The following is a 22,283-nucleotide window of genomic DNA, read 5'->3' as shown; positions in this document are numbered from 1 at the left end:
GAGCGTAGGAGTTAATGTTCGTAAACCTCTTCGTAAAGAACGATAAATGGGTCAAGGATAATAAGGTCGCTTTCGCATTATTCGATGACTTTGGGGTGGGCGTCGCCGTAATAAGCCCGGAGATGGAGATCCTCGCCTTAAACAAAGTCATGAAGAAATGGTTCCCGGAAGTGGACGTAAACAAAAAGCCCGTCTGTTATACCTGTTTCAATAATCCGCCGCGCAACGAAAAGTGTTCATATTGTCCGACCGCAAAAACCCTAAAAGACGGAAAAGTCCATGAGGCCGTCACCGAGACACCCCGATTTGATAGAATAGTAAATTTCCGCGTGGTCTCCTCGCCGGTCAAGGACAAGGACGGCAACATAATCGCCGCGATCGAGGTCGTAGAGGATGTGACCGAACATAAACGTCTGGACGAAGAGAGGGCGAATACGGAAAAGAAATACCGTTCTCTTGTCGAAAAACTCCCGGCGGTCACTTACATCGCGTCCCTGGACAAGGACAGCAGGACGCTTTTTATCAGCCCCCAGATCAAGGACCTGCTGGGGTTCACCCCGGAAGAGTACTATAAGTCGGAGGCGGAGATATGGCTGAAACAGCTGTATCCGGAAGACCGCGACAAGGTCATTGCCGAGTTGGAGAAATGCCATAAGTCCATGTCGTCTTTCCGGGTGGATTACAGGATGGCGAGGAAGGACGGCCGCGTCATATGGGTCACCGATGAGGCGTCGGTAATAAAAGACGAATCCGGGAAGCCGCTCTTCCTCCAGGGTGTCATGTTCGATATCACAAAGAGGAAGCGGACCGAAGAAATACTTAAAGAGATAGAGAAGCAGCAGGAAGCCTTACTCGACAACATTCCCGACATCGCGTGGCTCAAAGATAAGGAGAGCAGGTTTATTGCGGTAAACGAGCCGTTTAGCAGGGCTTGCGGAGTAGCGCCCAAAGACCTCGTCGGTAAGAACGATTTTGATATCTGGCCCAGGAACCTCTCGGAGAGCTACAGGGCAGATGATGCCGAGGTCATAAGGACGGGGAGGAGAAAAATAATAGAAGAGCCGATGCACAATAAGGACGGGAAGGTGCAGTGGATAGAGACGATCAAGACCCCCATCTTTAACGAGAAAGGCGAGGTTATCGGCACAACCGGCATCGCGCGCGATATTACCGTGAGAAAAAAGCTCGAATTCCAGCTTAAGGAATCCGAGGAGAAGTTCCGGAGGATCTTCGAGTCAGCTAACGACGCGATATTTATCGCGGATCTGCGGACAGGCGAGATATTAGATGTAAACAAAGCGGCGGAGAACCTGATAGGCAGGCCCAGAAAGGAGCTCGTCGGAGTAAACCAGACCAAGCTTCATCCGTCGGAAGAAAGCGAGAGCTATAAGGAAAAATTTTACAGTATGACCAGCGATGCGCAGGAAATGAAAAACTCCCTTAATCCCTCCCTTGAGGCTGAGATATTCAATTCAAGGGGTGAAAGGGTGCCGGTCTATATAAGCGTCTCTGTCTTCGAGATCGGCGGGAGGAAAGTGGCCCAGGGGATATTCAGGGATATTTCGGAGCTCAAGAGGATAGAACGCGAGAAAAAAGAGGCTGAAGCCCTCGCCCTCATAGACCCGCATACCCAGCTTTATAATTACCGCTATCTCCAGAGGAGGTTGCATTCTGAATTTGAATTATCGAAACGCAGGGCCACGCCCCTTTCGATACTTATGGTGGACATAGATTATTTCAAATCCGTAAACGACACCTACGGGCATGAGTACGGAGATACGGTCCTGCAGGAGTTCGCTATAGTCCTGCAGCACGCCTCCCGGGGTATAGACATTGTCACAAGGTTTGAAGGCGAGGGGTTCGCGATCATCCTGCCCGATACGGAAGAGAAGGGCGCCTTGGCCTTTGCCGACAGAATACAGAGGATAATGAAGAAACACAGGTTCGGGGCAAGTAAAGTAAAACTCAGGATAAGCATAGGTATCTGCTCGTATCCCGAGGACGGCATCGCTACCGTTGACCAACTGCTTACGACTGCGGACAAGTGCGTACGTCTCGCAAAGGAACAGGGCGGGGACACGATAAGCGTGTCCAGCCAATTGCGTAAGAAGAAAACCGCGCCAATCCCCGTAGACCCCGATTCACAGAAGCGGGTAAATAATATCACGAATAAATTCGTAGACCTGTTGAGGCGCAACAGGCTGAACACGATAGAGGCGGTCTATGCCCTGGCTCACACGGTTGGCGCCAAGAATGCGTATACCGAGGAACATTCGGAAGAGATGGTGAAGTTATCTACGGAAGTCGGCAAAAAAATGAATCTTACCGACCAGGAGCTCGATGACCTCAAGCACGGCGCCATGCTCCACGACATCGGCAAGCTCGGCGTCAGCGAGAAGATCCTTCTCAAGCGCGGCAAGCTGACCAAGAAGGAATTCGAGGTGATAAAGAAGCATCCGCAGATCGGCGCGGACATAATCAGGCCCGTCCATTTCCTGAAGGATGTCGTTCCGATCATCCTGCACCACCACGAGAGATACGACGGATACGGCTACGGCTCCAAATTGAAGGGCGATGAGATACCGATCGGCGCCAGGATAATAGCGGTCGTGGATGTCTACCAGGCCCTGGTCTCCAACAGGCCTTACCGGAAGGCCTATTCAAAGAGGGAGGCCCTTAAGATAATAAGAGAGGAATCCGGGACGCATTTCGACCCGAAAATTGTGGCGATCTTCATGGAGATAGTGACGAAAGAGAAGAAGGCAAAAAAATGATCCTGTGGGGGAGAAAGGTGTTTTAAATGCTGCGAATATTTTTAGTAGCGCTCATCATTGCGATCACGGTCCCGCTGTATGCCGCCGAAACCCCTCTGGTCGGGAGGAACCTCCTTAGGAACGAGAGTTTCGAGAACCGTCCCGGTTTCAAGGACGAGACGCCGCTCGATTGGGGCAGCTGGAATTCCGATTATAACGGGATCTCTACGACGGAAAGCAGGAGGGGGCAGCAGTCGGTATATATCAATTGCCCTAAACAGAATGATTCGACCGGCATCTTCTTTACCAATAAAAAAGTTAAACCGGGTAATAGGTATAAGTTTACCGCGCATTTCCTGAACTACGCGCCGGACCCGGTAAGCGGCAACGCCTTCGGCCAGCTGCATATAGAATGGCGCAAGACGACCAAGGATAAGGATAACAAGGATGTAGTGACGGAACTAGGCCGTGATTACGGGCCGATGTTCGAGTCCGGGACACCGACTATGAAGTGGACAGCCATTACCATGTCGGCCATAGCCCCGGTCGACGCCGATAACTGTAATTTCGTCGTGGAGTTCCTTAATAAAGAGAACGGCAGCGGAAGGTTCTACGTTGACGACGTATCGGCAGAGGAGATAAGCAAGGGTATGGGAGTCAAGAGATATATCCTTTCCGAGTCGCGCCCCGGCGCCAAGGCCGCCAGACCCGCGGAAAGAGGCGGAACGGAAAAAACTAGAACGGAAGAAGGCGCCGGCCAGGACGAGGAGACCGGGTTGTCATTGATGGCGGCCGATTTCAATTTCGGAGACATGGGCCCAGGCGGCGTTTGGTCAAAAGACCCTAACGACAATACCCAGGGCTGCACAACGGCCATTAACTCGCAGGTCAAGCACGGGGATGCGGGTTTCTCCCTTCAGATCGACTACGACGTAGATTCCCCGAATCCCGCCATGATCGGCGTTTGGCTGAAACTTCAGGATCTAAATCTTTCGCAATACGGCAAATTGAGCCTTTGGGTCAAAGGCGACGGCTCGACCGGATTTTCGAAGAACATCAAATTGGAACTAAAAAACTCCAAAGGGGAGACCGGGAAATATACCCTTTCCGGAATAACAAAGGATTGGAAAAGATTTGCGATACCGATGAAGGAATTCTCGGATATAACTAATTTTTCTTCTGTAACGGAATTTGTCATCCGGTTTGATGACGCAGTGAATGCCGATAAAAAGTCCGGAAGGATATACGTAGACGATCTGTCATTCGTGAGATAAGGCCTGTTCCTTTTTTTGCGTGACGATGCGCACGTGGGCAAAAAATTGCTGAAAAATAGCAAATTAGTTTTCTTGACAAAGATGCGATAGCGTGGTAAATTTTACCTAGTTCCTTAATAATCCTCGAACCTGTAAACCACATTTTAGTTTTTCCTTTATTCTGCCCTCGGGGGCAGAAGTATGGAAAACAACAGCAACAAAAAGGAAAGGGGGTAAGAGTGAAGAAATTATTCTTCCTCGGGTTAGTAGCAGGGTTGGTTCTGGTTTCATCTTCAAATGTTTACGCTAATCTTATAACCAATCCGGGTTTTGAGTCGGGAGAGACAGGCTGGTCGTTCTTCTCTTCGGGTTCCGCGGCATCGCATTCTATCAAGACACCTGGTGCGAGCGGCGCGAATTACGGCGAGAACGTTATAAACGTCCAGTCGGGCACTACCACTCCGATGTACGCCGGATATTACCAGGCCGTACCTGACGCCGTCCCCGGTGCAGTCCAGCCGGGCAGTCTGATCTACCTGAATGGTTTGGTCAAATCCTCGGGTGTGACTGCGGGTGCGCGCGGGCAATTGCAGCTTGAGTTCTACAACGACTATACCGCGAATTCCACTACCAGAATATGGGGTTCGGATATAGTGACTACACCTGTTACATCGAACCAGGATTGGACATCTTATCAGGCGACCGGGTATGTTCCGTCTGGCGCCAAGATGTTCCAGATTTTGACGCTGGAAATGGGTTCATTGACAGGATCTACCGGAACTTTCGGATATGACGACATCAACGTTGATTATGCTCCGGTTCCGGAACCGGCGAGCCTTCTTCTGCTCGGTTCGGGTTTGGTAGGTTTGTTCGGAGTTTCAAAAAGGAAAAAGTAACCTGATTTAAGGGGCCGGCCCTGCTAAAATCTCATCCCCCACGAATAAGACGAAGCAGGGCCGGTTCTTTTATCATTGTAACTGCAACCAGGGCAAGGCCGCTGCTATTAAAAGCAGCGGCCTTTTTTCGGAGTTTACTTTTCCCGGCTTCTCTGATAAGATATTAGTCACCGGAAAGGGCAGCTAATGAGCGTAAAATCACTGGAAGAACTAGCGCAAAAACTCAACATCTCGCGCCGGACCATCTCAAGGGTCCTTAAGAACGACAAGAACGTGGCCGAGGAGACTCGGGAGCGCATTTTAAAACATCTCGATAAAGAGAAGTATTTCCCGAATATCCACGCCGCGAGCCTCGCCTCAAAGAAGATAAACGTAATAGGCCTCGTATTCCCTAACGATACTTTCATAAATACCGATTTCTTCGCGATAGATACCATCAAGGGAGTGGCCCGCGCCGCCAACGAGAACAACTACCAGCTGATGATATTCACGCAGACCAAATTTGACGGCGACCAATGCCTCCAGATGTACAAGAGCAAGCTGGTTGGCGGCCTGATATTGGTGGCTATCTCGAGAGACGATACTGAAAAACTCGAAGAATTAAGGAAGCAGCAGGTCCCGGTAGCGCTGCTCTTCGCGTATTCCGAGAGGGCGGATTCTTTCGGCTGCGATAACAGGAAGGGCGGATACGTCGCCACGAAGCACCTCATAGATACCGGCAGGAAGAGGATAGCCTTCATCCACGGGCACGAGAACTGGTTCGATGCCGAGGAGAGGTTCAAGGGATATAAACAGGCGCTCGAAGAGGCCGGCCTCCAATTCAGGCCGGAATACGTGGAGCGCGGATATTTCAGGTACGAGGACGCCGAGATCGTCGCGAAAAAGTTCCTCTTGCTCGATTCCCCGCCCGACGGTATCTTTGCGGCGAACGACAGGATGGCTATCGGCGCGATAAAGGCCATAAAGGGCGCAGGAAAGAGGGTCCCGGAAGATGTCGCCATAGTCGGATTCGATAATATACCGATATGCGAACTCTTCGATCCCCCGATAACTACCGTCGACCAGCCCGTAGTCGATATCGCCTACGAAGCCGGCTCAGACCTGCTCAACTCCATAAACTCCCCCCACAGGAAATCCTATACGCGTTTCTTCGATCCCAAGCTCATCATCCGCAAATCCGCTTAATAGCATTATTGCGCCCACCCTTTATTCGTGATATAATTATGCCCTTATGAAAGAGACCGGGAAGGGAAAGAGGCTGGAAGACAGGCTTTTGGGCGACGAATGGGCGGATTGGCAGCCGGGCGCCAAGGGCGGAAGCCCAAGCGACGCCCCGAAATCGTTATTCATTTTTTTCTCTTTTTTGGTATTACTCCTTGTCTTAGTTGGAGTTTGGTTGTTTTGGTACCTCGCGTTGCCGCGTTTTGAAAGTTTTGGGCCGGAATTTACGGGTATAGCCGGCGCGGCATTTGGCATTTCCGCTTTTTTACTTGCGGCCTGGTACCTGGCGCAGGTCTCATCGGCGGTCTTGAAAGTCAAGCTCGCGCCGTCTTTTTTTGTCAGGCGCCTCTCGTTGCGCGTCTTACTCTCCGGAACGGTGAGGTTAGCCGGGATCTTCGGCATAGCGAGGGACAAGATAGGTAATTCCTTCGTCAAATTCCATAATGATCTCATGTATGCTACGCGGACGGGCAGGAGCTCAAAGAAGATACTCGTCCTCCTGCCTCGCTGCCTCTCCGCCGAGGTAAGGGCCAAAATAAAAGAACTCAGCGAAAAATACCAGTTTACCGCCTACACCGCTTTCGGCGGTGACGAGGCGAGGAAAGCCATTAAAGACCACAGGCCCGACGCGGTGATAGGCGTAGCGTGCGAGAGGGACCTCATCTCCGGCATACAGGACACCGCCCCGAAGATGCCGGTCTTCGGTATCCCGAACAAGCGCCCGGAAGGGCCTTGCAAAAACACTTCCGTAGACATAAAAGAACTTGAAAAAATAATCAGATACTGCCTTAACATATGAACGAGAGACTTTCAAACGCGATAAAGGGCGCTCAGGAGTATCTCTTGAGCAAACAGGCTGCCGACGGCCATTTCCATTCGAATTTCCACATGGACCTGGGCCTGGAGGCGGATACTATCTTCCTTCTGCGGTTCCTGGGTATAAGGGACGACGCGTTGGAAGAGAAACTGGTGAATTTTATTTTAGCCGCGCGCCTTGAGAACGGGGGATGGCCCGTCTATCCGGGAGGTCCGCCGGAACTCAACGCCACCATTAAGAATTACATGGCGCTGAAGCTTAAAGGATTTGAGGAAGGTAACCAGCTGATGGCGCGGGACCGCCGGATAATATTGGGCCTTGGCGGCATCGAAAAGTCCAACAGCTATAACAGGTTCTATCTGGCCATGTTCGGCCTCGGGAATTGGGACGCGGCGCCGGCTATACCGCCGGAACTTATCCTGCTCCCGGACTGGTCCCCTGTGAATATTTACGATTTCAGCGCGTGGACGAGGACGATCGTCGTGCCGCTTTCGGTGATCTGGGCTTTCAGGCCGGTGCGGCCCCTGGTGAAGAATTTCAGCATAGACGAGCTTTACACGGCCGGACGCAGGATGAAGGATTGCGGCATACGGTGGGACAGGCGGGTGATAAGCTGGAAGAATCTTTTCCTATTGCTGGATGCGACGATAAAAACCTTATATAAATTAAAATTAGCGTTCTTGAAGGGCGCGGCAGTGAAGAAAGCCGGGCAATGGATGATAGAGAGGTTTGACAAGAGCGACGGCCTGTGCGCCATCTATCCTGCCATGATAAATTCCGTAATGGCCCTGAGCTGTCTCGGCTATAAGGCCGATGATCCGCTCCTGAGATCGAATCTTGAAGAGGTCTTGAAATTAGCGATAGATAACGGCAAGGAGACGGAGATGCAGCCCTGCGTCTCGCCGGTCTGGGATACGGCGCTTTGCGCATATGCCCTCGGGATATCGGGTTTCCCGAAAGGGGATGATGCGATGCGTAAGGCCGGACGTTGGCTACTCTCGAAGCAGGTGAACGAGACCGGTGATTGGAAGAAAAAGTCCGGGGACGCCGCACCGGGCGGATGGTATTTCCAGTTCAGGAACGAATTTTACCCGGATATAGACGATACCGCGCAGGTATTGCTCGGGTTGACGCAGATAGATATGGGGCCGGAAGAGCCGCAGAAGAAAGCCGGATCCGCCCGAGGCCTTGACTGGATGCTGAAGATGCAGTCCCGCGACGGCGGGTTCAGCTCTTACGACAAGGATAACAATAAGAGTTTCCTGAATAAGGTGCCTTTTTCGGACCATAACGCGATGCTAGACCCCACGTGCGCGGATATAACCGGAAGGGTATGCGAGCTTTTGGCCCGGCTCGGTTTCGACGCTAAAAGAGCCCCCCTGAAGGACGCGATCGGATTTTTAAAAAAAGACAGGATAGCCGACGGCACGTGGTACGGTAGGTGGGGGGTAAATTATATATACGGCACGTTCCTGGCCGCACGAGGCCTTTCTTTCTCGGCGGGGGGATCGTCGAAGGAAGAATTGGCGGCCGCGGCGAAATGGATATACGGCGTCCAGAATGACGACGGAGGATGGGGAGAATCGGCGGCGACGTACGAGGACCCGTTCAAGAAAGGCAAGGGGCCCTCAACCCCTTCGCAGACGGCCTGGGCGCTTTTTATACTCTTTGCCGACGGTGATTACGAAAGCGCCGCAGTCGAACGCGGCATAGAGCATCTTATAGGGAGCCAGGAGGCGAACGGGAACTGGAAAGAGGCTGATTTTACGGGGACGGGTTTTCCGAGGGTCTGCTACCTGCGTTATGAACTTTATTCCGCGTATTTCCCGCTTATCGCCCTCTCGGAATATGCGGCCAACCGCGGAAAGATAAAGGTCTGAAAAAATGAGATTCAAGCCCGGCTTAACGGCCAGAATGACGAAACATATAATTGCCAACAAGATCAGGAGCAACAAGCGGTTCTCGCTCGTTTTAATGCTGGAACCGACGTTTATGTGCAACCTGTCGTGCGAAGGGTGCGGCCGCATTAGGGAATATAAACGCGACCTGCACAAGATGATGACCGTCGCCGAATGCCTCAAGGCGGCGGATGAGTGCGGGGCGCCGATAGTGTCGATCTGCGGCGGAGAACCGCTCGTCTACCCGTATATATCCGAGTTGGTAGAGAAACTTGCCAAGAAGGGTAAATATATATACCTCTGCACCAACGGCCTTCTCTTTAAGGATAAGATAGATACGTTGAGGCCGAGCGGCAACCTCATGATAAATTTCCATATCGACGGGCCGGAGAAGATGCATGACGCGATAACCGGGCTTAAAGGGACATACGCAAGGGTGATCGAGGCGATAAAAGCGGCAAAAAAGAAGGGTTTCTTCGTCTGCACCAATACCACCATCTACAGGCAGACTGACATAAGCGAACTTAAGCAGTTGTTCAAGACCCTCCAGGGCGCCGGAGTGGACGGCTTCCTGATATCGCCGGCCTACGGGTACCCGCAGGTGGGCGAGGCATTCTTCTTCCGCAAGAAGGAACTGGCGGATTTCTTCCGGAAACTCGAGCCCGAATTCAAAAAATACAATTTTCTCGGCTCCCCGTTATATTTTGAATTTGTGCAGGGGAAGCGCGAGCTGGATTGCGCGCCCTGGTCGACGCCGACCCGCAACCCGATAGGGTGGCGCTCGCCCTGTTACCAGCTTGCCGATAAGCATTTCGCCACCTACAAGGAACTTATCGAAAAGACGGAATGGAAAAAATACGGCCCTAAGAGCAAGAACCCGCGCTGTGCGGAATGCGCGGTCCATTGCGGTTTCGAACCTGCCAGCGTGCTCGAAGGAAAGTCGTTCAAGGATATAATGACGTTGATCGGCTGGCAGTTCAGTTAATCCCGGGAGAAAAATATGATCCTTGTGACCGGCTCTAACGGTTTCGTGGGTTCGCATGTAGTGAGGCTATTGGACAAGCGGGGGGAGCGCGTCCGCTGCTTCGTGCGCAAGAATTCCAATCTCGTGAATCTCATCGAGGAGCAGCCCTTGAAATGCGATGTCGAATTCGCCTACGGCGACCTGCGCGATCCGGATTCGCTCAAGAAAGCCCTCTCCGGGGTCAAGACCGTATACCACCTGGCCTCATATGTCCATCTCTGGTACGCGAATCCCAAAGAAGTCTATGATATCAACTGGACCGGGACGAGGAATTTATTCCAGGCCGCGCTCGAAGAGGGGGTCGATAAGGTCGTCTTCACCAGCACGGCCGCCATTTTAAAAGGGGGCACAAGGGAGAACCCGTCCGACGAGAAGGCGGTATTGGGCCTGGGGAAGATGGCCGGCCACTATGCCCGCTCAAAATGGCTCGCCTACGAGGAAGCGGTCAAATATATCAAGAAGGGCCTTCCGATAGTCACCGTCAGCCTGACGACGCCGGTGGGCGAAGGGGATTACAACTTTACCCCTCCGGGAAAGATGATACTCGATTACCTTAACGGCAGGCTTCCCGGCTATATCGACACCGTCATAAATTATATTGATGTGGGGGATGTCGCTGCCGGGCACCTGCTCGCGGAAGAAAAGGGAAAGACAGGCGAGCGGTATATCCTGGGCGCCGATAACCTGACTCTTGAGGAGGTATTCGGCATTTTAAGCGAAATTTCCGGCAGGCCTAAGCCGAAGACCAAATTTTCCGCGGCGCTCTTGCTGCCGCTGGGTTTTGTATCGCAAAAGATATGCCAATATGTGACGCACAAGGAACCTCTTATCCCATGGGAAGGGTTGAGGCTCGGCGGAAAGCCGTTCGCTTTCGATTGTTCAAAGGCGGTGAAAGAGCTGGGACTCCCGCAGGGCGATGTAAAGGACGCCTTCCGGAGATCCGCGGAATGGTTCTACTCGAAGGGTTACGCGAAACGGGGAGAGAAGAGATGAGGATATTGACGCCCAGGAAGATAGGATGCTGTTTCGGCGTGAACCGCGCGGTAAAGCTTACGGAAGAAGCGCTTTCGAAAGGCGTCCCGGCCTATATAACCGGAGAGCTGGTCCATAATGACGCCATTACCCGTAAACTCTCCGAAAAGGGGCTCAGGGAAGTGAAGAGCATAAGAGAGGTAAGGGAAGGCGGGATGCTTATCATACGCGCGCACGGCATCTCTCCCGACGAAAGGGCTAAGGTCGCGGTGAAGAGGATAGAGATAGTCGACGCCACCTGTCCCATCGTCAGGCAGGCGCAGATCGCGGCGAAGAAACTGGAAGAGGAGGGCTATCAGGTCCTGATAGTGGGAGACAAGGACCACGCCGAGATAAAGGGCATATTGGGCCACCTGAAGGAGAAGGCGATAGTGGTCGCGAACCATAAAGAAGTCGACCAGGCAAAATTGAAATACAAGGTCGGCCTTATCTTCCAGACGACCCATTCGGTGGAGCTCTGCAGGGACGTCGTTGCCGAGGTGATGAGGGTAGCCCATGAGATAAAGATAATCAACACCATATGCGCCGACATCAGGAAAAGGCAGGAGGACGCGGTAAAACTCGCCCAGAAAGTCGACCTGATGATAGTCGTAGGAAGCCACCACAGCTCAAATACCCTGAAGCTCAAGAAACTCTGCCATAAATACAATAAAAATACGATACAGATAGAGAGCGCGAAGTACCTGAAGCCGTCTGCGCTGAAAGGCGTGAGATCGGTCGGCATAATCGGGGGCGCGTCGACGCCGGATGTGCTCATCGAAGAAGTCAAGAAGAAGCTCAAGAAGTTGGGCTGAAAATGAAGAAGATCGCCATCATCTTCGCGTTTTACCGGGAGCTCAGGCCCCTGGCGCGCCTGATGGGAGTAAATTTTTTTAAATCGCTCCGGCCGGTGATACCGGTGAAGGACGGATACCTGGTCCTCGCAAATAGCGGCATAGGAGCGGAAAAGGCCGGGGAGATGGCGGAGGGTATCATAAAAGATTTCAAGCCCGACCTCATAATCTCAGCAGGGTTTTGCGGCGCGCTTGTCAAGGACCTTAAGATAGGCGATGTTATCGTATCCGACCTGAGAGACCGTAAGTTATTTTGCTCCCCCCTGCCGCTCTTCACCTGCGAGGAGAAGACCGAAGCGTCCCAAAGGGAAGGCGCCATCATCGTCGATATGGAATCCGAGGCGGTCTCATCGGTGGCAAAAAAACATGATACACCCTTTATTGCCATTAAGACGGTAAGCGATACGCTGTTGGATGACCTGCCGAGGTCTTTCCTGCAGCTCTTGTGGCCGCCGAGGCTCCTGCGCCTCAAGAGGAACACCGATCTCGCTTCAAATAATCTCGCGGAATTCTTACTCGATTATATAAACAAAGGAGCGACCTGATGAGGATAGTGCCGGCAGTGCTTACGGACAAGCCCGACGAGCTGAAAAGGATGATCGCCCAGGCCGAAGGTTTCTGCGACCTGGTACAGATAGATATAATGGACGGGAAATTCGTCCCGTCTAAGAGTATATCGGCCGCGGACCTGGCGAAGATCAAGACGGGATTAAAGCTTGAAGTCCACCTTATGGTGGAGGAGCCGGGCGAATGCCTGGAACCGTTCAAAAGGGCCGGGGCAAAAAGGATAGTCTTCCACTATGAATCCAAAGAGGACCCTTCCTCGGTCATCCAGAAGATCCGCGCGCTGGGGCTGGAAGCGGGTATCGCGATAAATCCGGGGACGCCCGTATCGAAAGTCGAAGGATATTTCAAAGATATAGACGTCCTGCTTTTTCTTTCCGTAAATCCGGGTTTCTACGGCGCCAAATTCATCCCGGAGGTCTGCGATAAGGCGCGCGCGTTAATGGGGCGCAACGGCAGGCCGGTCATCGCGATGGACGGGGGATTGAAAATGGACAATATCCTGATGATAAAGGAGGCCGGTGTCGATCTCGCCTGCGTCGGGAGCGGAATATTCGGCAAAGGAGACCCGAAGGAAAATTACAAAAACCTGGCCGAAACGGTAAGGTAAATCTTATAGACTTTTCGACATTCTGTGGTATACTTTAAACAAGAAGGAGGGTAAAAATGCGCATAGCAGCCACATTTATATTGGTAATCGCCCTTATGTTCTCAGTTTCAGCCCCTGTATTCTCTGACGGCGCAAGCGGCCTAATTAAGTCCGGTTTGGTCGGTGCAGCCACGGGCGCCGTAGCTTCAGGCGCTTCCGGCGGCAAGGCCGGGCAAGGCGCGCTCATAGGCGCCGGTACCGGCATAGCGGCAGGTGTTATCGCTGACGTTTTGATGCCGGACGAGAAACCGGCTCCCGCACCGGCGGCAGTTGCGGCTCCGGCATCTGACTCGAGCGGTTTTGAGAGAGGCTACACCAAGGGTTATGAGTCCGGTTATCAGGCCGGTTATCAGGCCGGAACGAACGCGCGCAGGTAGCACGGCGGCGCTAAAGGATATTTGACCGAAAAGCCCTTTGACGATTGAATCAGAGGGTTTTTTGTTTTATAATATTACCCAAAACTAGGACGGCGCATGGTTACCAGAAGGGCAAAAGGCGAGACCGTAGGCTCCATAATGAAGAACGAGTTCCTGGCGGTCTCCGACGAATCCACGATAGAAGAGACTATAAAGCATTTCCGCACCGTCTCGCTTGAGAAGGTGTCAAAGCCCTCCTATATATATGTGGTGGATCCCCGCGACCATCTTGTAGGCGTAGTCCAGATGCGCGACCTTTTGAGCCACGCGCCGGGCGTCCACGTAAGGGATATAATGCTGAAGAACGTGGTAAAGGTGCACGCGGAGATGGACCAGGAAGAGGTGGTAAGGTACTTCATAAGGCACAAGTTCCTCGCGCTCCCCGTAGTCAACAACGAACAGAAGCTCGTCGGGATAATAACGGCCGATGAGATGGTCGATATAGCCGAACTCGAAGCCGAGGACGACATCGCGAAGATAGTCGGAACCGGAGTCGACGAAATAACCTCAAGGTCCATACCGCGCATAGTCAGGCTGAGGCTGCCGTGGCTCGCGATAAGCATAGTGAGCGGGCTCGCGTGCGCGTTCATACTCGGGTGGTTCGAGCGCGATATGAAGTCGGTCATAGCGCTGGCGCTTTTTATCCCCATAGTGCTCGGACTTTCGGAGAGCATAGGAATGCAGTCGTCGACGATAGTAGTAAGGAATATGGCCCTCGGCCGGGCGTCTTTCAAGGACGTCAGGTGGCTGCTCCAGAAGGAGATGTTCGTCGGCGTCATCGTCGGGCTTGTATGCGGGGTGCTTGTGGGAGGGGCCGCCACACTTTGGCAGGCCAATGCGAACCTGGGCGCGGTACTCTTCGTTTCTATGTCGATGTCGATAATCCTCTCGGGCGTCATCGGTTCCTGCCTGCCGTTCTTGTTCAAGTTCTTCAGGATAGACCCGGCGCTGTCCTCCGGGCCGATAGTCCTGGCCACGTGCGATATAATAACCCTTCTTATATATTTCAGGGTTTCCGGGTTTTTTCTGTCTAACCATTAAAACATTCCGGGGAGCGCAAGGAGACGTATGAAAAAAGGATATACTTCCGAACATGCAGGCAAAGGCATAAAAGACAGCCTGCCGCCCATAGAGGCTTTTCCGAACTTTCATAAGGATTACGAGATAAAGATCGAGATACCCGAATTTACCTCTGTCTGCCCGAAGACCGGGCTTCCGGATTTCGGGACTATAACGATAAGGTATATGCCCGGCAGGTCGTGTATCGAACTGAAGTCGCTGAAATATTACATCATCGGCTTCAGGAACATGGGCATATTCTACGAGAACGCGGTGAACAGGATACTCAAAGACGTCGTCTCCTCGTGCAAGCCGAAATGGTGCATTGTGACCGGCGAGTTCAATGTCCGCGGCGGTATGAAGACGACCGTGACCGCGAGATACGGGATCTCCCTTGAAGCTAGGCGAGGGGTCGAATAATGCGCATTACCACAAAACACGGGGACCGCGGCAGGACGCGCCTGTGCGGCGGCAGGTCCGTCCTCAAATGCGACCCGTCCATAAAAGCGCAGGGCGCGATTGACGAGCTGATATCCTTCCTCGGCCTCGCGAAGGCTAAAATAAAAGACAAATCCGAAAAAAAGAAGATCGGGCTAATGCAGAAAGACCTATTCAGGATAATAGGGTGTATCTCGGCCGGCGGCAGGAAGGCCGCCGTTCCCGCGATAAAAGATTGCGATGTAAGGATGCTCGAAGAGTTCGGCGACCTGATGGAGGGCCGCGGCCCTATGCCCTGCGGGTTTGTCATTCCCGGGGTAAACGAGGTTTCGGCTGTCTTGCATGTCGCGAGGACGGTGGCGCGCAGGGCCGAATGCTGCGTTGTCGAGTTGGGCAGGAGATCTAAAATAGACCCCTGTATATTGGCCTACCTTAACAGGCTTTCCGACCTTTTATTTGTACTGGCAGTCCGCGAGGAAGGGAGATCCGACCTGCTTAAAAGATGAACAGGATACTCCTTTGGATAATAGCGGTCAGGCCCCAATTCTTCACGGCGACCATGATCCCCATCGTTCTGGGAGCGGCCGTCGCCCGCTACTATACCGGATATTTCGATTGGGGGCTATTCTGGCTTACCCTCATAGGCGGGCTCTTTATACACGGCGGGCTTAATTTCACCAACGCTTATTACGATTTCAAGACGGGAAACGATGTCATCAACAAGACACCCACGCCTTTTAGCGGCGGCGTCAGGTTCTTGCGCGAAGGAACGCTCAGGCCCCGGCAGGTGCAAGTGGCGGGATTTATCTGTTTCGCAGTGGGAAGCGCCATCGGCCTTTATCTCAATTATATCTGCGGAGGGTATACCATCCTCGCGATCGGGGTCACAGGCGTATTTATCGCGTATTTTTATAACGCCGACCCGCTGAAGATAGGTTATACGAGGTTGTCCGAGGTAACGACGGGTTTCGGGTTCGGGACGCTTATGGTCCTCGGCGCCTATTATGTCCAGGCGAAGAAGCTTTCGTGGGAGGCGTTTTTCGCCTCTATCCCCATCGCCATACTCATCTCGCTCGTACAATTCATAAACCAATTCCCGGATTACGAGGCGGATAAGGCGGCGCGCAAGAATAACACCGTAGTCATCGTAGGGAAGACGAAGTCAGCCGGGTATTACAAGTTTTTTTTGATATCGGTATATGTCATAGTCCTCGCCGGAATAGCTGCCGGGGTATTCCCGTTCACGGCGGTAATAACGTTCGTGACGCTGCCGGCGGCTGTCAAAGCGATGAAGGTCGCCAGCGCGCATTTCGATAAGATAAAAGAACTATTACCGGCGAACGCGCTTACGATAGCGATACATCTCTCTTTCGGGATACTTTTTACTTTCGCGTATTTGTGGGGGACAAAATAGGAGGCAACGATGGGGACGGTGATTAAGGTATTGGCATGGACGGCGGTGGTGGTCTTTTCTTTTGCCGGGATCGCCTGCGCGCAGGAGAGTTCAAGCGGGAACCTTCTTGTTTCCGCAGCGATGCAGGGGACATGGGAAAATAAAGGGGCAGTGAAGCACTCCTATGCCTCACAGGGGGCCCGCACCGAAGGCGTGCAGGTATGCCAGCTGAAATATAACGTAAGCGGGGAGAAACAGGAATCGGGTTTCTGGTTCGGCCTGGTCGGAAAGGACCTGAGCAAATACGGGATTGTCATTTTCTGGGTGAAGGGGGAGAAGGGCGGAGAAGTATTTAAAGTAGGAATGAAAGACGGCTCGTCGTTCGAGGAGAAGCTGGATATAAAGACATATCTTCCGGCAGGCGTGACTGCGGGATGGCAGAAAGTCACGATCCCCCTGGCGGATTTTAAATCGATATACGATTGGTACAATATGGATAATTTTTCGGTCACGTTCCGCAATGATTACGGACAGCCGTTCTCCGGGGTGATCTATTTGGACGGGCTCACCCTTGAGGGCGAGAGGACGAACGTTTCCAGGCCGCAGCCGATAAGATGCAAGGCGCCTGAGCCATCGACGATGACCGACGAACAGTTCCTAGACCTCATTGAGCATTCGGCGTGCATGTTCTTCTGGGAGGAAGCGAATCCCGAGAACGGTCTGATCAAGGATACCTGCAATACCCTCCTCAAGGACAATTCGCCGATGGCCAGCATCGCGTCGGTCGGGTTCGGCCTGCCCGCGCTCTGCGTGGCAGTGGAACGCGGCTGGCTCCCGGAAGACAAGGTAAAAGAGAGGATAATCACGACCCTTAAGTTCTTCAGGGACAGGGCAGAATGCGTCCACGGTTTCTATTATCATTTCCTGGACATGAAGACAGGGAAGCGCTGGGGCGATTGCGAGCTCTCCTCGATAGATACGACGCTGCTCCTGGCCGGAGTCGTCTTCGTGGGAGAATATTACAAAGGCACCGAGATAGAGGGGCTTGCGAAGGAGATCTGCGACAGGGTCGATTGGGCGTGGATGATGGACAACGGCACCACCCCGAGCATGGGCTGGTTCCCGGAGAAGGGTTTTCTGCCTTACAGGTGGTCGGGTTATACCTCCGAACACCTGGTGCTGTATTTTATGGGCATAGGTTCGGATACGCATCCGATGTCGCCCGATTCCTGGAGCGCCTATAACAGGGGTTTCACGACCTATAAAGGCTTCAGGTTCACCGGCCCGCCGGCTTTATTTACCCACCAGTATTCGCACTGCTACGTCGATTTCAAGGGCAAAGAAGATAGCTTCATGGATTATTTCCAAAACTCGGTCCAGGCGACGATGGCTAACAGGCAGTGGTGCATCGACAATGCGAACCGCAGCAAGACCTACGGCCCGGACTGCTGGGGACTGACCGCCTGCGACGGACCGGACGGCTACAAGGCCTACGGGGCCCCTAACGGCGAGAACGACGGGACGGTATCGCCTACAGCGGCGATATCCTCCATCATCTTTACCCCGGACCTCTCGATAAAGGCGGCCAGGTATATGTATGCCAATTACAGGGACAAGATCTGGGGCAAATACGGTTTCGTCGACGCGTTCAACTGGGACAGGAACTGGGTCTCATCGAAATATATCGGCATCGACCAGGGCCCGATAGTCCTTATGATAGAGAACTACAGGACCGGGATGGTCTGGAAATATTTCGCGCAGAACAAGAACATCAAGAAAGCGATTAAACTCTGCGGTTTCACCAAGCCGAAGAAGGTCCTCGATACGCTGGACCTTTCGGGCAAATGGTATTTCAGGACCGGCGACGATATCAATTGGGCTAAACTGAAATTTCCGGGCAGGGAGTGGAAAGAGGTAAATGTGCCGGCGGTCTGGGAGACCCAGGGATTCGCCAACTACGACGGATACGCATGGTATTGGTACAGCTTCAAGCTCTCCAAGGAGAGAAGGGAGATCTGGAAGGAGAAAGGCGCTAAGATAACTCTCCAGTTTGGGGGCATCGACGATGTCGATATGACCTTCTTCAACAATAACCTCGTAGGCAAGAGCGGTTTGTTCCCTCCGCACGTCCAGTCGGTATGGGAGAAAGAAAGGAATTACGAGATCCCGGCGGGCATCGTGAACCTCAATTCGCAGAATGTGATAGCTGTGAAGGTATACGACAACGAAAGGCAGGGCGGCATCTATAAAGGGCCGGTACAAATAAAGGTAATAAAAGAAGAAGAACTGGAATAGATGACGAGGAAGAGGGATTTTTTCGAGATACCCGATTGCGCCTGGAAGAGGGGTCTCGGCGATGTGCCTTCTAACACGGCGAGCTCCTGCCCGGACAGGGGCGTGGCGCTCGGGGGGTTCGGCGCCGGAGCTTTCATGTACAGCATCTCCGGCGCGTTCGGCCCTTGGGCGCTCAAGTGCGGCGCCTACGACCAGACATGGCTTTATGAGGGCGCGTTCCATGTCTACGAGAAAGTCGGGTCCGGCCCGGCTAAAGTAAAGACGCTCGGGACGAACCCGTCGCTAAAACCGGCATGGGATAAATTAAATAAAGGGGAAGCGGCGTATTGCGCCCTCCAGCCAAAGGGATGGGTCACGTATGACTGCTTCACCCTCGATATCTCGCAGAAGTTCTTCTCGCCTATAATCCCGAATAATTACAAAGAGACGTCTTATCCTGTCGCCGTCTGGCAGTTTAAATTTTCCAATCCTGCCAAGGAGAAAGCCGAGGCCTCGGTTATGCTCACCTGGCCGCAGCCGCCTTTCAGCGGGTCCCTGCGCCGGAGGGGCTATAAAAATATCCTCAAAAATGACGGCGACATCACCGGAATAGTCTTAAAGGCCGACCGCCCGGACAATACGCCCGAGACACAGAATTCGGAATGGTGCGTCGCATCCAGGGCGGATAAGGGTGCGGTCCTTACATACGCGCTCAGCTGGAATAAGGACGGCGACGGCTCCGAGGTCTGGAGGGATTTTAAGGCCGACGGCCTTCTCGGCAACAGCAGGCTCGACGGTTCTGATTCGGCCGCGGCCATAGCGGTCAAGGTCTCGCTCGGTCCCGGAGAGTCAAAGGTAGTGCCGGTCGTCCTCTCGTGGGATTTTCCGGTAGTGAAATTCGGCGACGCGTGCGTCACCGGTACCGAGTGGTGGAGGAAATATACCGAATATTTCGGACGGGATTCCGCGCAATCCTTCAATATCGCGAAAGAAGCCCTCGCGAATTACCCGGAATGGGAGAAGAAGGTCGACGCGTGGATGAATCCCGTCATAAGGAACAGGAAATACCCGGCCTGGCTCAAGACCGCGGCTTTCAACGAATTATATTACACGCAGTTCGGCGGGACGTTCTACGAATCCGGGCTTAAGTCCGGCCACGACCGGGAATATATGGGGCTCCATGAGGACGACCATAAGTTCTTCGTCATGGAATCGATAGGCTACCCGTTCTGCGAGACTTTCGACGTCAGGCATTACTGTTCGATACTGACGCTCAAGTTCTGGCCGGAGATAGAACGGGACATATTGAGGTGTTTCGCCGACGGTATAATGCATTACGACAGCCTCCACCAGACGCCGCACGACTTCGGCGCGCCGGCTGACGACCCGTTCTTCAAATTCGATAACTACGGTACGAACAAGCTGCACTGGAAAGACCTGCACGCCAAGTTCATCCAGCAGGTAGCCAGGTATTATTATGTCCGCGAGGACAGGGAGTTCCTAGATTACTGCTGGGCGGCAGTGAAGATGACCTACGAGTACATGAAGTCCCAGGACACGGACGGGGACGGGCTGCCGAACAACAACGGTTCGGATAATACCTACGACGCGTGGGGCCTGTACGGCACCAGCCTCTTATGCGGCGGGCTCTGGGTCGGAGCGCTCGAGGCGGTGGTAAAGCTGGCGCATGTCCAGCGCGACCCGATACTTAAGGAAGCGCTCGGACTCCTTGATAAAGCGAGGACAAACCTCGACAAACAGCTGTGGAATGAAGCGGGGCAGTATTACAGGATGGACACCGCGGGAAAAAATTCCGGCGCCATAATGGCCGACGGGCTGAACGGCCAGAGGTTCTGCGAGACGACGGAATTGCCCGATATCCTTCCGCGCGAGCGTATGGTCCGATACCTGAAAAAGGTCTATGAGATGTGCGTCGTGCCGCTCAATGATTTTAACGGCGACGGCGTGGGCGACTGCGGAGCCATTAACAGCAGGAACGCCGACGGAAGCGATATAAATATCAACATGGCCAGGGAGGTCTGGCCGGGTTCCACATATTTTATGGCCGCGACCATGTACCACCTCGGCCTTAAAGAAGAGGCGCTTAAGGCGGCGTACGGCTGCTATTATATCGTCTACGGACACGAACCGAGCGCCTACTGGTTCAACACCCCCGAAGGATGGCATGACGGAGGGGGCACTCCGCGGCCGACCAATCCCGAGCAATACCAGCGCGCCCGCGCCGTCTGGGAACTCTTACTGGAGATAGACGACCCATACGAGAATATCCTTAAGTCCCTCTTCCGGAAAATAAGAGGGACGGTTCTTGAGCCAAAGCTAAAAGTGTCCCCTTAGTATTTGGATGGGGGACACTTTTCCGATTAGCTCAAGAACCGTCCCTAAATATCTTTTTCGCCTTCTACCTCTATCGGCCGCAGCCGGGTGATGCTGAAGAAGAGGTCGAGGCTGCTGATCTTTTCCACGCGCCTGACCTCCTTTACCATAGGAAGTATAGTCGCGGAAAATACGGCCCGCAGGACGCCCGAAAGCAAAAATAAGGTCAGCAGCCGGTAACCGAATATCGGCGGCAGGCTCTTTGCGAGGAAACCTCCCAGTAAGGCGCCGCAGCATATCGCCATCCCGTTTATGACGTTAAAATACGAGACGCAGCGCGTCCTCTTCTCCGGCGTGACCGCGTCATATACGAAATTAAATATCGAGAGGTTGAATCCGGCCCAGACATATCCGGCAAACAGCTGGATTATTATAAGATAGTAGACATTATGCGAAAAGAGCCATAAGACCGGGATGACCGGTATGAAGAACGACGTGAGCCTTATGACCTTCATGTTGCCGACCACGTCGGCATGCCTTCCCCATATCCCCATGGTAAGCAGGGTCGCTATGGTCGAGGACGTCACTATGATGGTGTACATGCCGTAACTTAAATTGAGGTCCCTGATCATATATACCGCAAAGAACGGCCCCGAGATATTTTGGGCGAAGCTGATGCTCGCGACATATATGACGAACTTCGCGAAATTCGATTGTTTCGTCCTTTTTATGAAATCCCAGAACGTGAAATAGTGCTCGCTCGTGACCTTTATCGGCGGCTCGTACATCTTGCTCAGGAAATACCAGGATATGAACCGCGACACAAAAGCAAGCCCGAGTATCACCATGAAACCGTAGAGCTTATCCTTGCCGAAGATATTGAGGATAAAACCCGCGAGAATCGCGCACGCCACGGTGATCATGCCCAACAGCCTGTTCCTCCAGCCGAAATACTTTCCCCTGCTGCGCGCGGGAAGATGGTCGGCCATCAGGCTCGTCCATGCCGGGCCCGGGAACGCGTTGAAAGAGGCCGCCATTGTGACAAAGACGATAAGCCATCCCGCCCTGTTAGTGGTGAAAATGAGCGGTATAAGCAGGATAGGGAGGAACATAAAGGCGTGGAAGAATACGAATATCCTTATTATCCTCATGCGGCTCTTGAGGTGTTCGGTAACGTCCGCCGATTTGAGCTGTATCAGGGAAGCGACGAGGTTCGGGAAAGCGGTAAGCATGCCTATCTGCTCGCTCGTCGCCTTAAGCGCGACCGCGAACGGCGTTATATACTGGTCGACAAAACCTATCATCGCCGAGCAGAATGCGCCGTCTATGAAGGAATTCCTGAGGCTTTGCCTTATCTTCCCTTTCTTTTCCATATCGGCGATATTATATCACAATTGACACGCAAGCATATCGCCTGTTAGAATCATTC

General features: G+C 53.0%; 19 protein-coding genes. 18 read left to right on the top strand and 1 reads right to left on the bottom strand.

All coding sequences use genetic code 11. The features are described 5' to 3' along the window. The first annotated feature begins 14 nt into the window (after nucleotides 1-14). From WC317_00695 to WC317_00610, 18 genes are all read left to right on the top strand, one after another. A complete protein-coding gene (locus WC317_00695) occupies nucleotides 15-2,774 on the top strand; it encodes a PAS domain S-box protein (GenBank protein MFA5338651.1) in 2,760 nt (919 codons plus the stop codon). 26 nt (nucleotides 2,775-2,800) lie between these two features. Further along, on the top strand, nucleotides 2,801-4,027 hold the full coding sequence (locus tag WC317_00690) for a carbohydrate binding domain-containing protein (protein ID MFA5338650.1): 1,227 nt from the start codon (nucleotides 2,801-2,803) through the stop codon (nucleotides 4,025-4,027). Nucleotides 4,028-4,245: 218 nt separating this feature from the next. Further along, nucleotides 4,246-4,902, top strand: coding sequence for a PEP-CTERM sorting domain-containing protein (locus WC317_00685; protein ID MFA5338649.1), 657 nt, complete (start codon nucleotides 4,246-4,248; stop codon nucleotides 4,900-4,902). A gap of 186 nt (nucleotides 4,903-5,088) precedes the next feature. Next, on the top strand, nucleotides 5,089-6,087 hold the full coding sequence (locus WC317_00680; GenBank protein MFA5338648.1) for a LacI family DNA-binding transcriptional regulator: 999 nt from the start codon (nucleotides 5,089-5,091) through the stop codon (nucleotides 6,085-6,087). A 46-nt stretch (nucleotides 6,088-6,133) separates the two neighbouring features. Further along, nucleotides 6,134-6,922 carry a DUF116 domain-containing protein gene (locus WC317_00675; protein ID MFA5338647.1) on the top strand — a complete coding sequence of 263 codons (789 nt, stop codon included), beginning with the start codon at nucleotides 6,134-6,136 and terminating at the stop codon, nucleotides 6,920-6,922. After that, complete coding sequence (gene shc / locus WC317_00670) at nucleotides 6,919-8,820, top strand: squalene--hopene cyclase (GenBank protein MFA5338646.1); 1,902 nt, start codon at nucleotides 6,919-6,921, stop codon at nucleotides 8,818-8,820. Before WC317_00675 ends, shc begins: the two co-directional genes overlap by 4 nt. A gap of 34 nt (nucleotides 8,821-8,854) precedes the next feature. Continuing rightward, nucleotides 8,855-9,823 (top strand): adenosyl-hopene transferase HpnH, encoded by a 969-nt coding sequence (gene hpnH / locus WC317_00665; protein ID MFA5338645.1) that lies wholly within the window; start codon nucleotides 8,855-8,857, stop codon nucleotides 9,821-9,823. A 15-nt stretch (nucleotides 9,824-9,838) separates the two neighbouring features. Next, a complete protein-coding gene (locus WC317_00660) occupies nucleotides 9,839-10,855 on the top strand; it encodes an SDR family oxidoreductase (GenBank protein MFA5338644.1) in 1,017 nt (338 codons plus the stop codon). Further along, nucleotides 10,852-11,688: a 4-hydroxy-3-methylbut-2-enyl diphosphate reductase gene (ispH, locus tag WC317_00655; GenBank protein MFA5338643.1), complete on the top strand. Its 837-nt coding sequence runs from the start codon at nucleotides 10,852-10,854 to the stop codon at nucleotides 11,686-11,688. The genes WC317_00660 and ispH overlap by 4 nt, the downstream gene beginning before the upstream one ends. 2 nt (nucleotides 11,689-11,690) lie before the next feature. Beyond that, the gene (locus WC317_00650) at nucleotides 11,691-12,272 is read left to right on the top strand and encodes a hypothetical protein (GenBank protein MFA5338642.1); all 582 of its coding nucleotides are present in this window, start codon (nucleotides 11,691-11,693) and stop codon (nucleotides 12,270-12,272) included. Continuing rightward, nucleotides 12,272-12,901, top strand: coding sequence for a ribulose-phosphate 3-epimerase (locus tag WC317_00645; protein MFA5338641.1), 630 nt, complete (start codon nucleotides 12,272-12,274; stop codon nucleotides 12,899-12,901). Before WC317_00650 ends, WC317_00645 begins: the two co-directional genes overlap by 1 nt. 56 nt (nucleotides 12,902-12,957) lie before the next feature. Then, nucleotides 12,958-13,317, top strand: a complete 360-nt coding sequence (locus WC317_00640) for a hypothetical protein (protein MFA5338640.1) — start codon at nucleotides 12,958-12,960, stop codon at nucleotides 13,315-13,317. A 96-nt stretch (nucleotides 13,318-13,413) separates the two neighbouring features. Next, nucleotides 13,414-14,397, top strand: a complete 984-nt coding sequence (gene mgtE, locus WC317_00635) for a magnesium transporter (protein ID MFA5338639.1) — start codon at nucleotides 13,414-13,416, stop codon at nucleotides 14,395-14,397. A 27-nt stretch (nucleotides 14,398-14,424) separates the two neighbouring features. Then, nucleotides 14,425-14,835 (top strand): preQ(1) synthase, encoded by a 411-nt coding sequence (gene queF / locus WC317_00630; GenBank protein ID MFA5338638.1) that lies wholly within the window; start codon nucleotides 14,425-14,427, stop codon nucleotides 14,833-14,835. Beyond that, nucleotides 14,835-15,359, top strand: coding sequence for a cob(I)yrinic acid a,c-diamide adenosyltransferase (locus WC317_00625; protein ID MFA5338637.1), 525 nt, complete (start codon nucleotides 14,835-14,837; stop codon nucleotides 15,357-15,359). Before queF ends, WC317_00625 begins: the two co-directional genes overlap by 1 nt. Continuing rightward, nucleotides 15,356-16,267, top strand: coding sequence for a prenyltransferase (locus WC317_00620; GenBank protein ID MFA5338636.1), 912 nt, complete (start codon nucleotides 15,356-15,358; stop codon nucleotides 16,265-16,267). Before WC317_00625 ends, WC317_00620 begins: the two co-directional genes overlap by 4 nt. Nucleotides 16,268-16,276: 9 nt before the next feature. Continuing rightward, nucleotides 16,277-18,541: a glucoamylase family protein gene (locus tag WC317_00615; GenBank protein MFA5338635.1), complete on the top strand. Its 2,265-nt coding sequence runs from the start codon at nucleotides 16,277-16,279 to the stop codon at nucleotides 18,539-18,541. Beyond that, entirely contained in the window at nucleotides 18,542-20,875 is a 2,334-nt protein-coding gene (locus WC317_00610) for a GH116 family glycosyl hydrolase (protein MFA5338634.1), read from the top strand. 44 nt (nucleotides 20,876-20,919) lie between these two features. On the opposite strand, the gene WC317_00605 is transcribed toward WC317_00610, so the two are convergent. Then, entirely contained in the window at nucleotides 20,920-22,227 is a 1,308-nt protein-coding gene (locus WC317_00605) for an MFS transporter (GenBank protein MFA5338633.1), read from the bottom strand. Nucleotides 22,228-22,283 lie beyond the last annotated feature (56 nt).

This window comes from Candidatus Omnitrophota bacterium (genome assembly GCA_041653595.1).
Taxonomy (GTDB): Bacteria; Omnitrophota; Gorgyraeia; order Pluralincolimonadales; family Pluralincolimonadaceae; genus Pluralincolimonas.
Note: the sequence above shows the minus strand (reverse complement) of the source record. Positions and strands in the feature narration are given on the sequence as shown.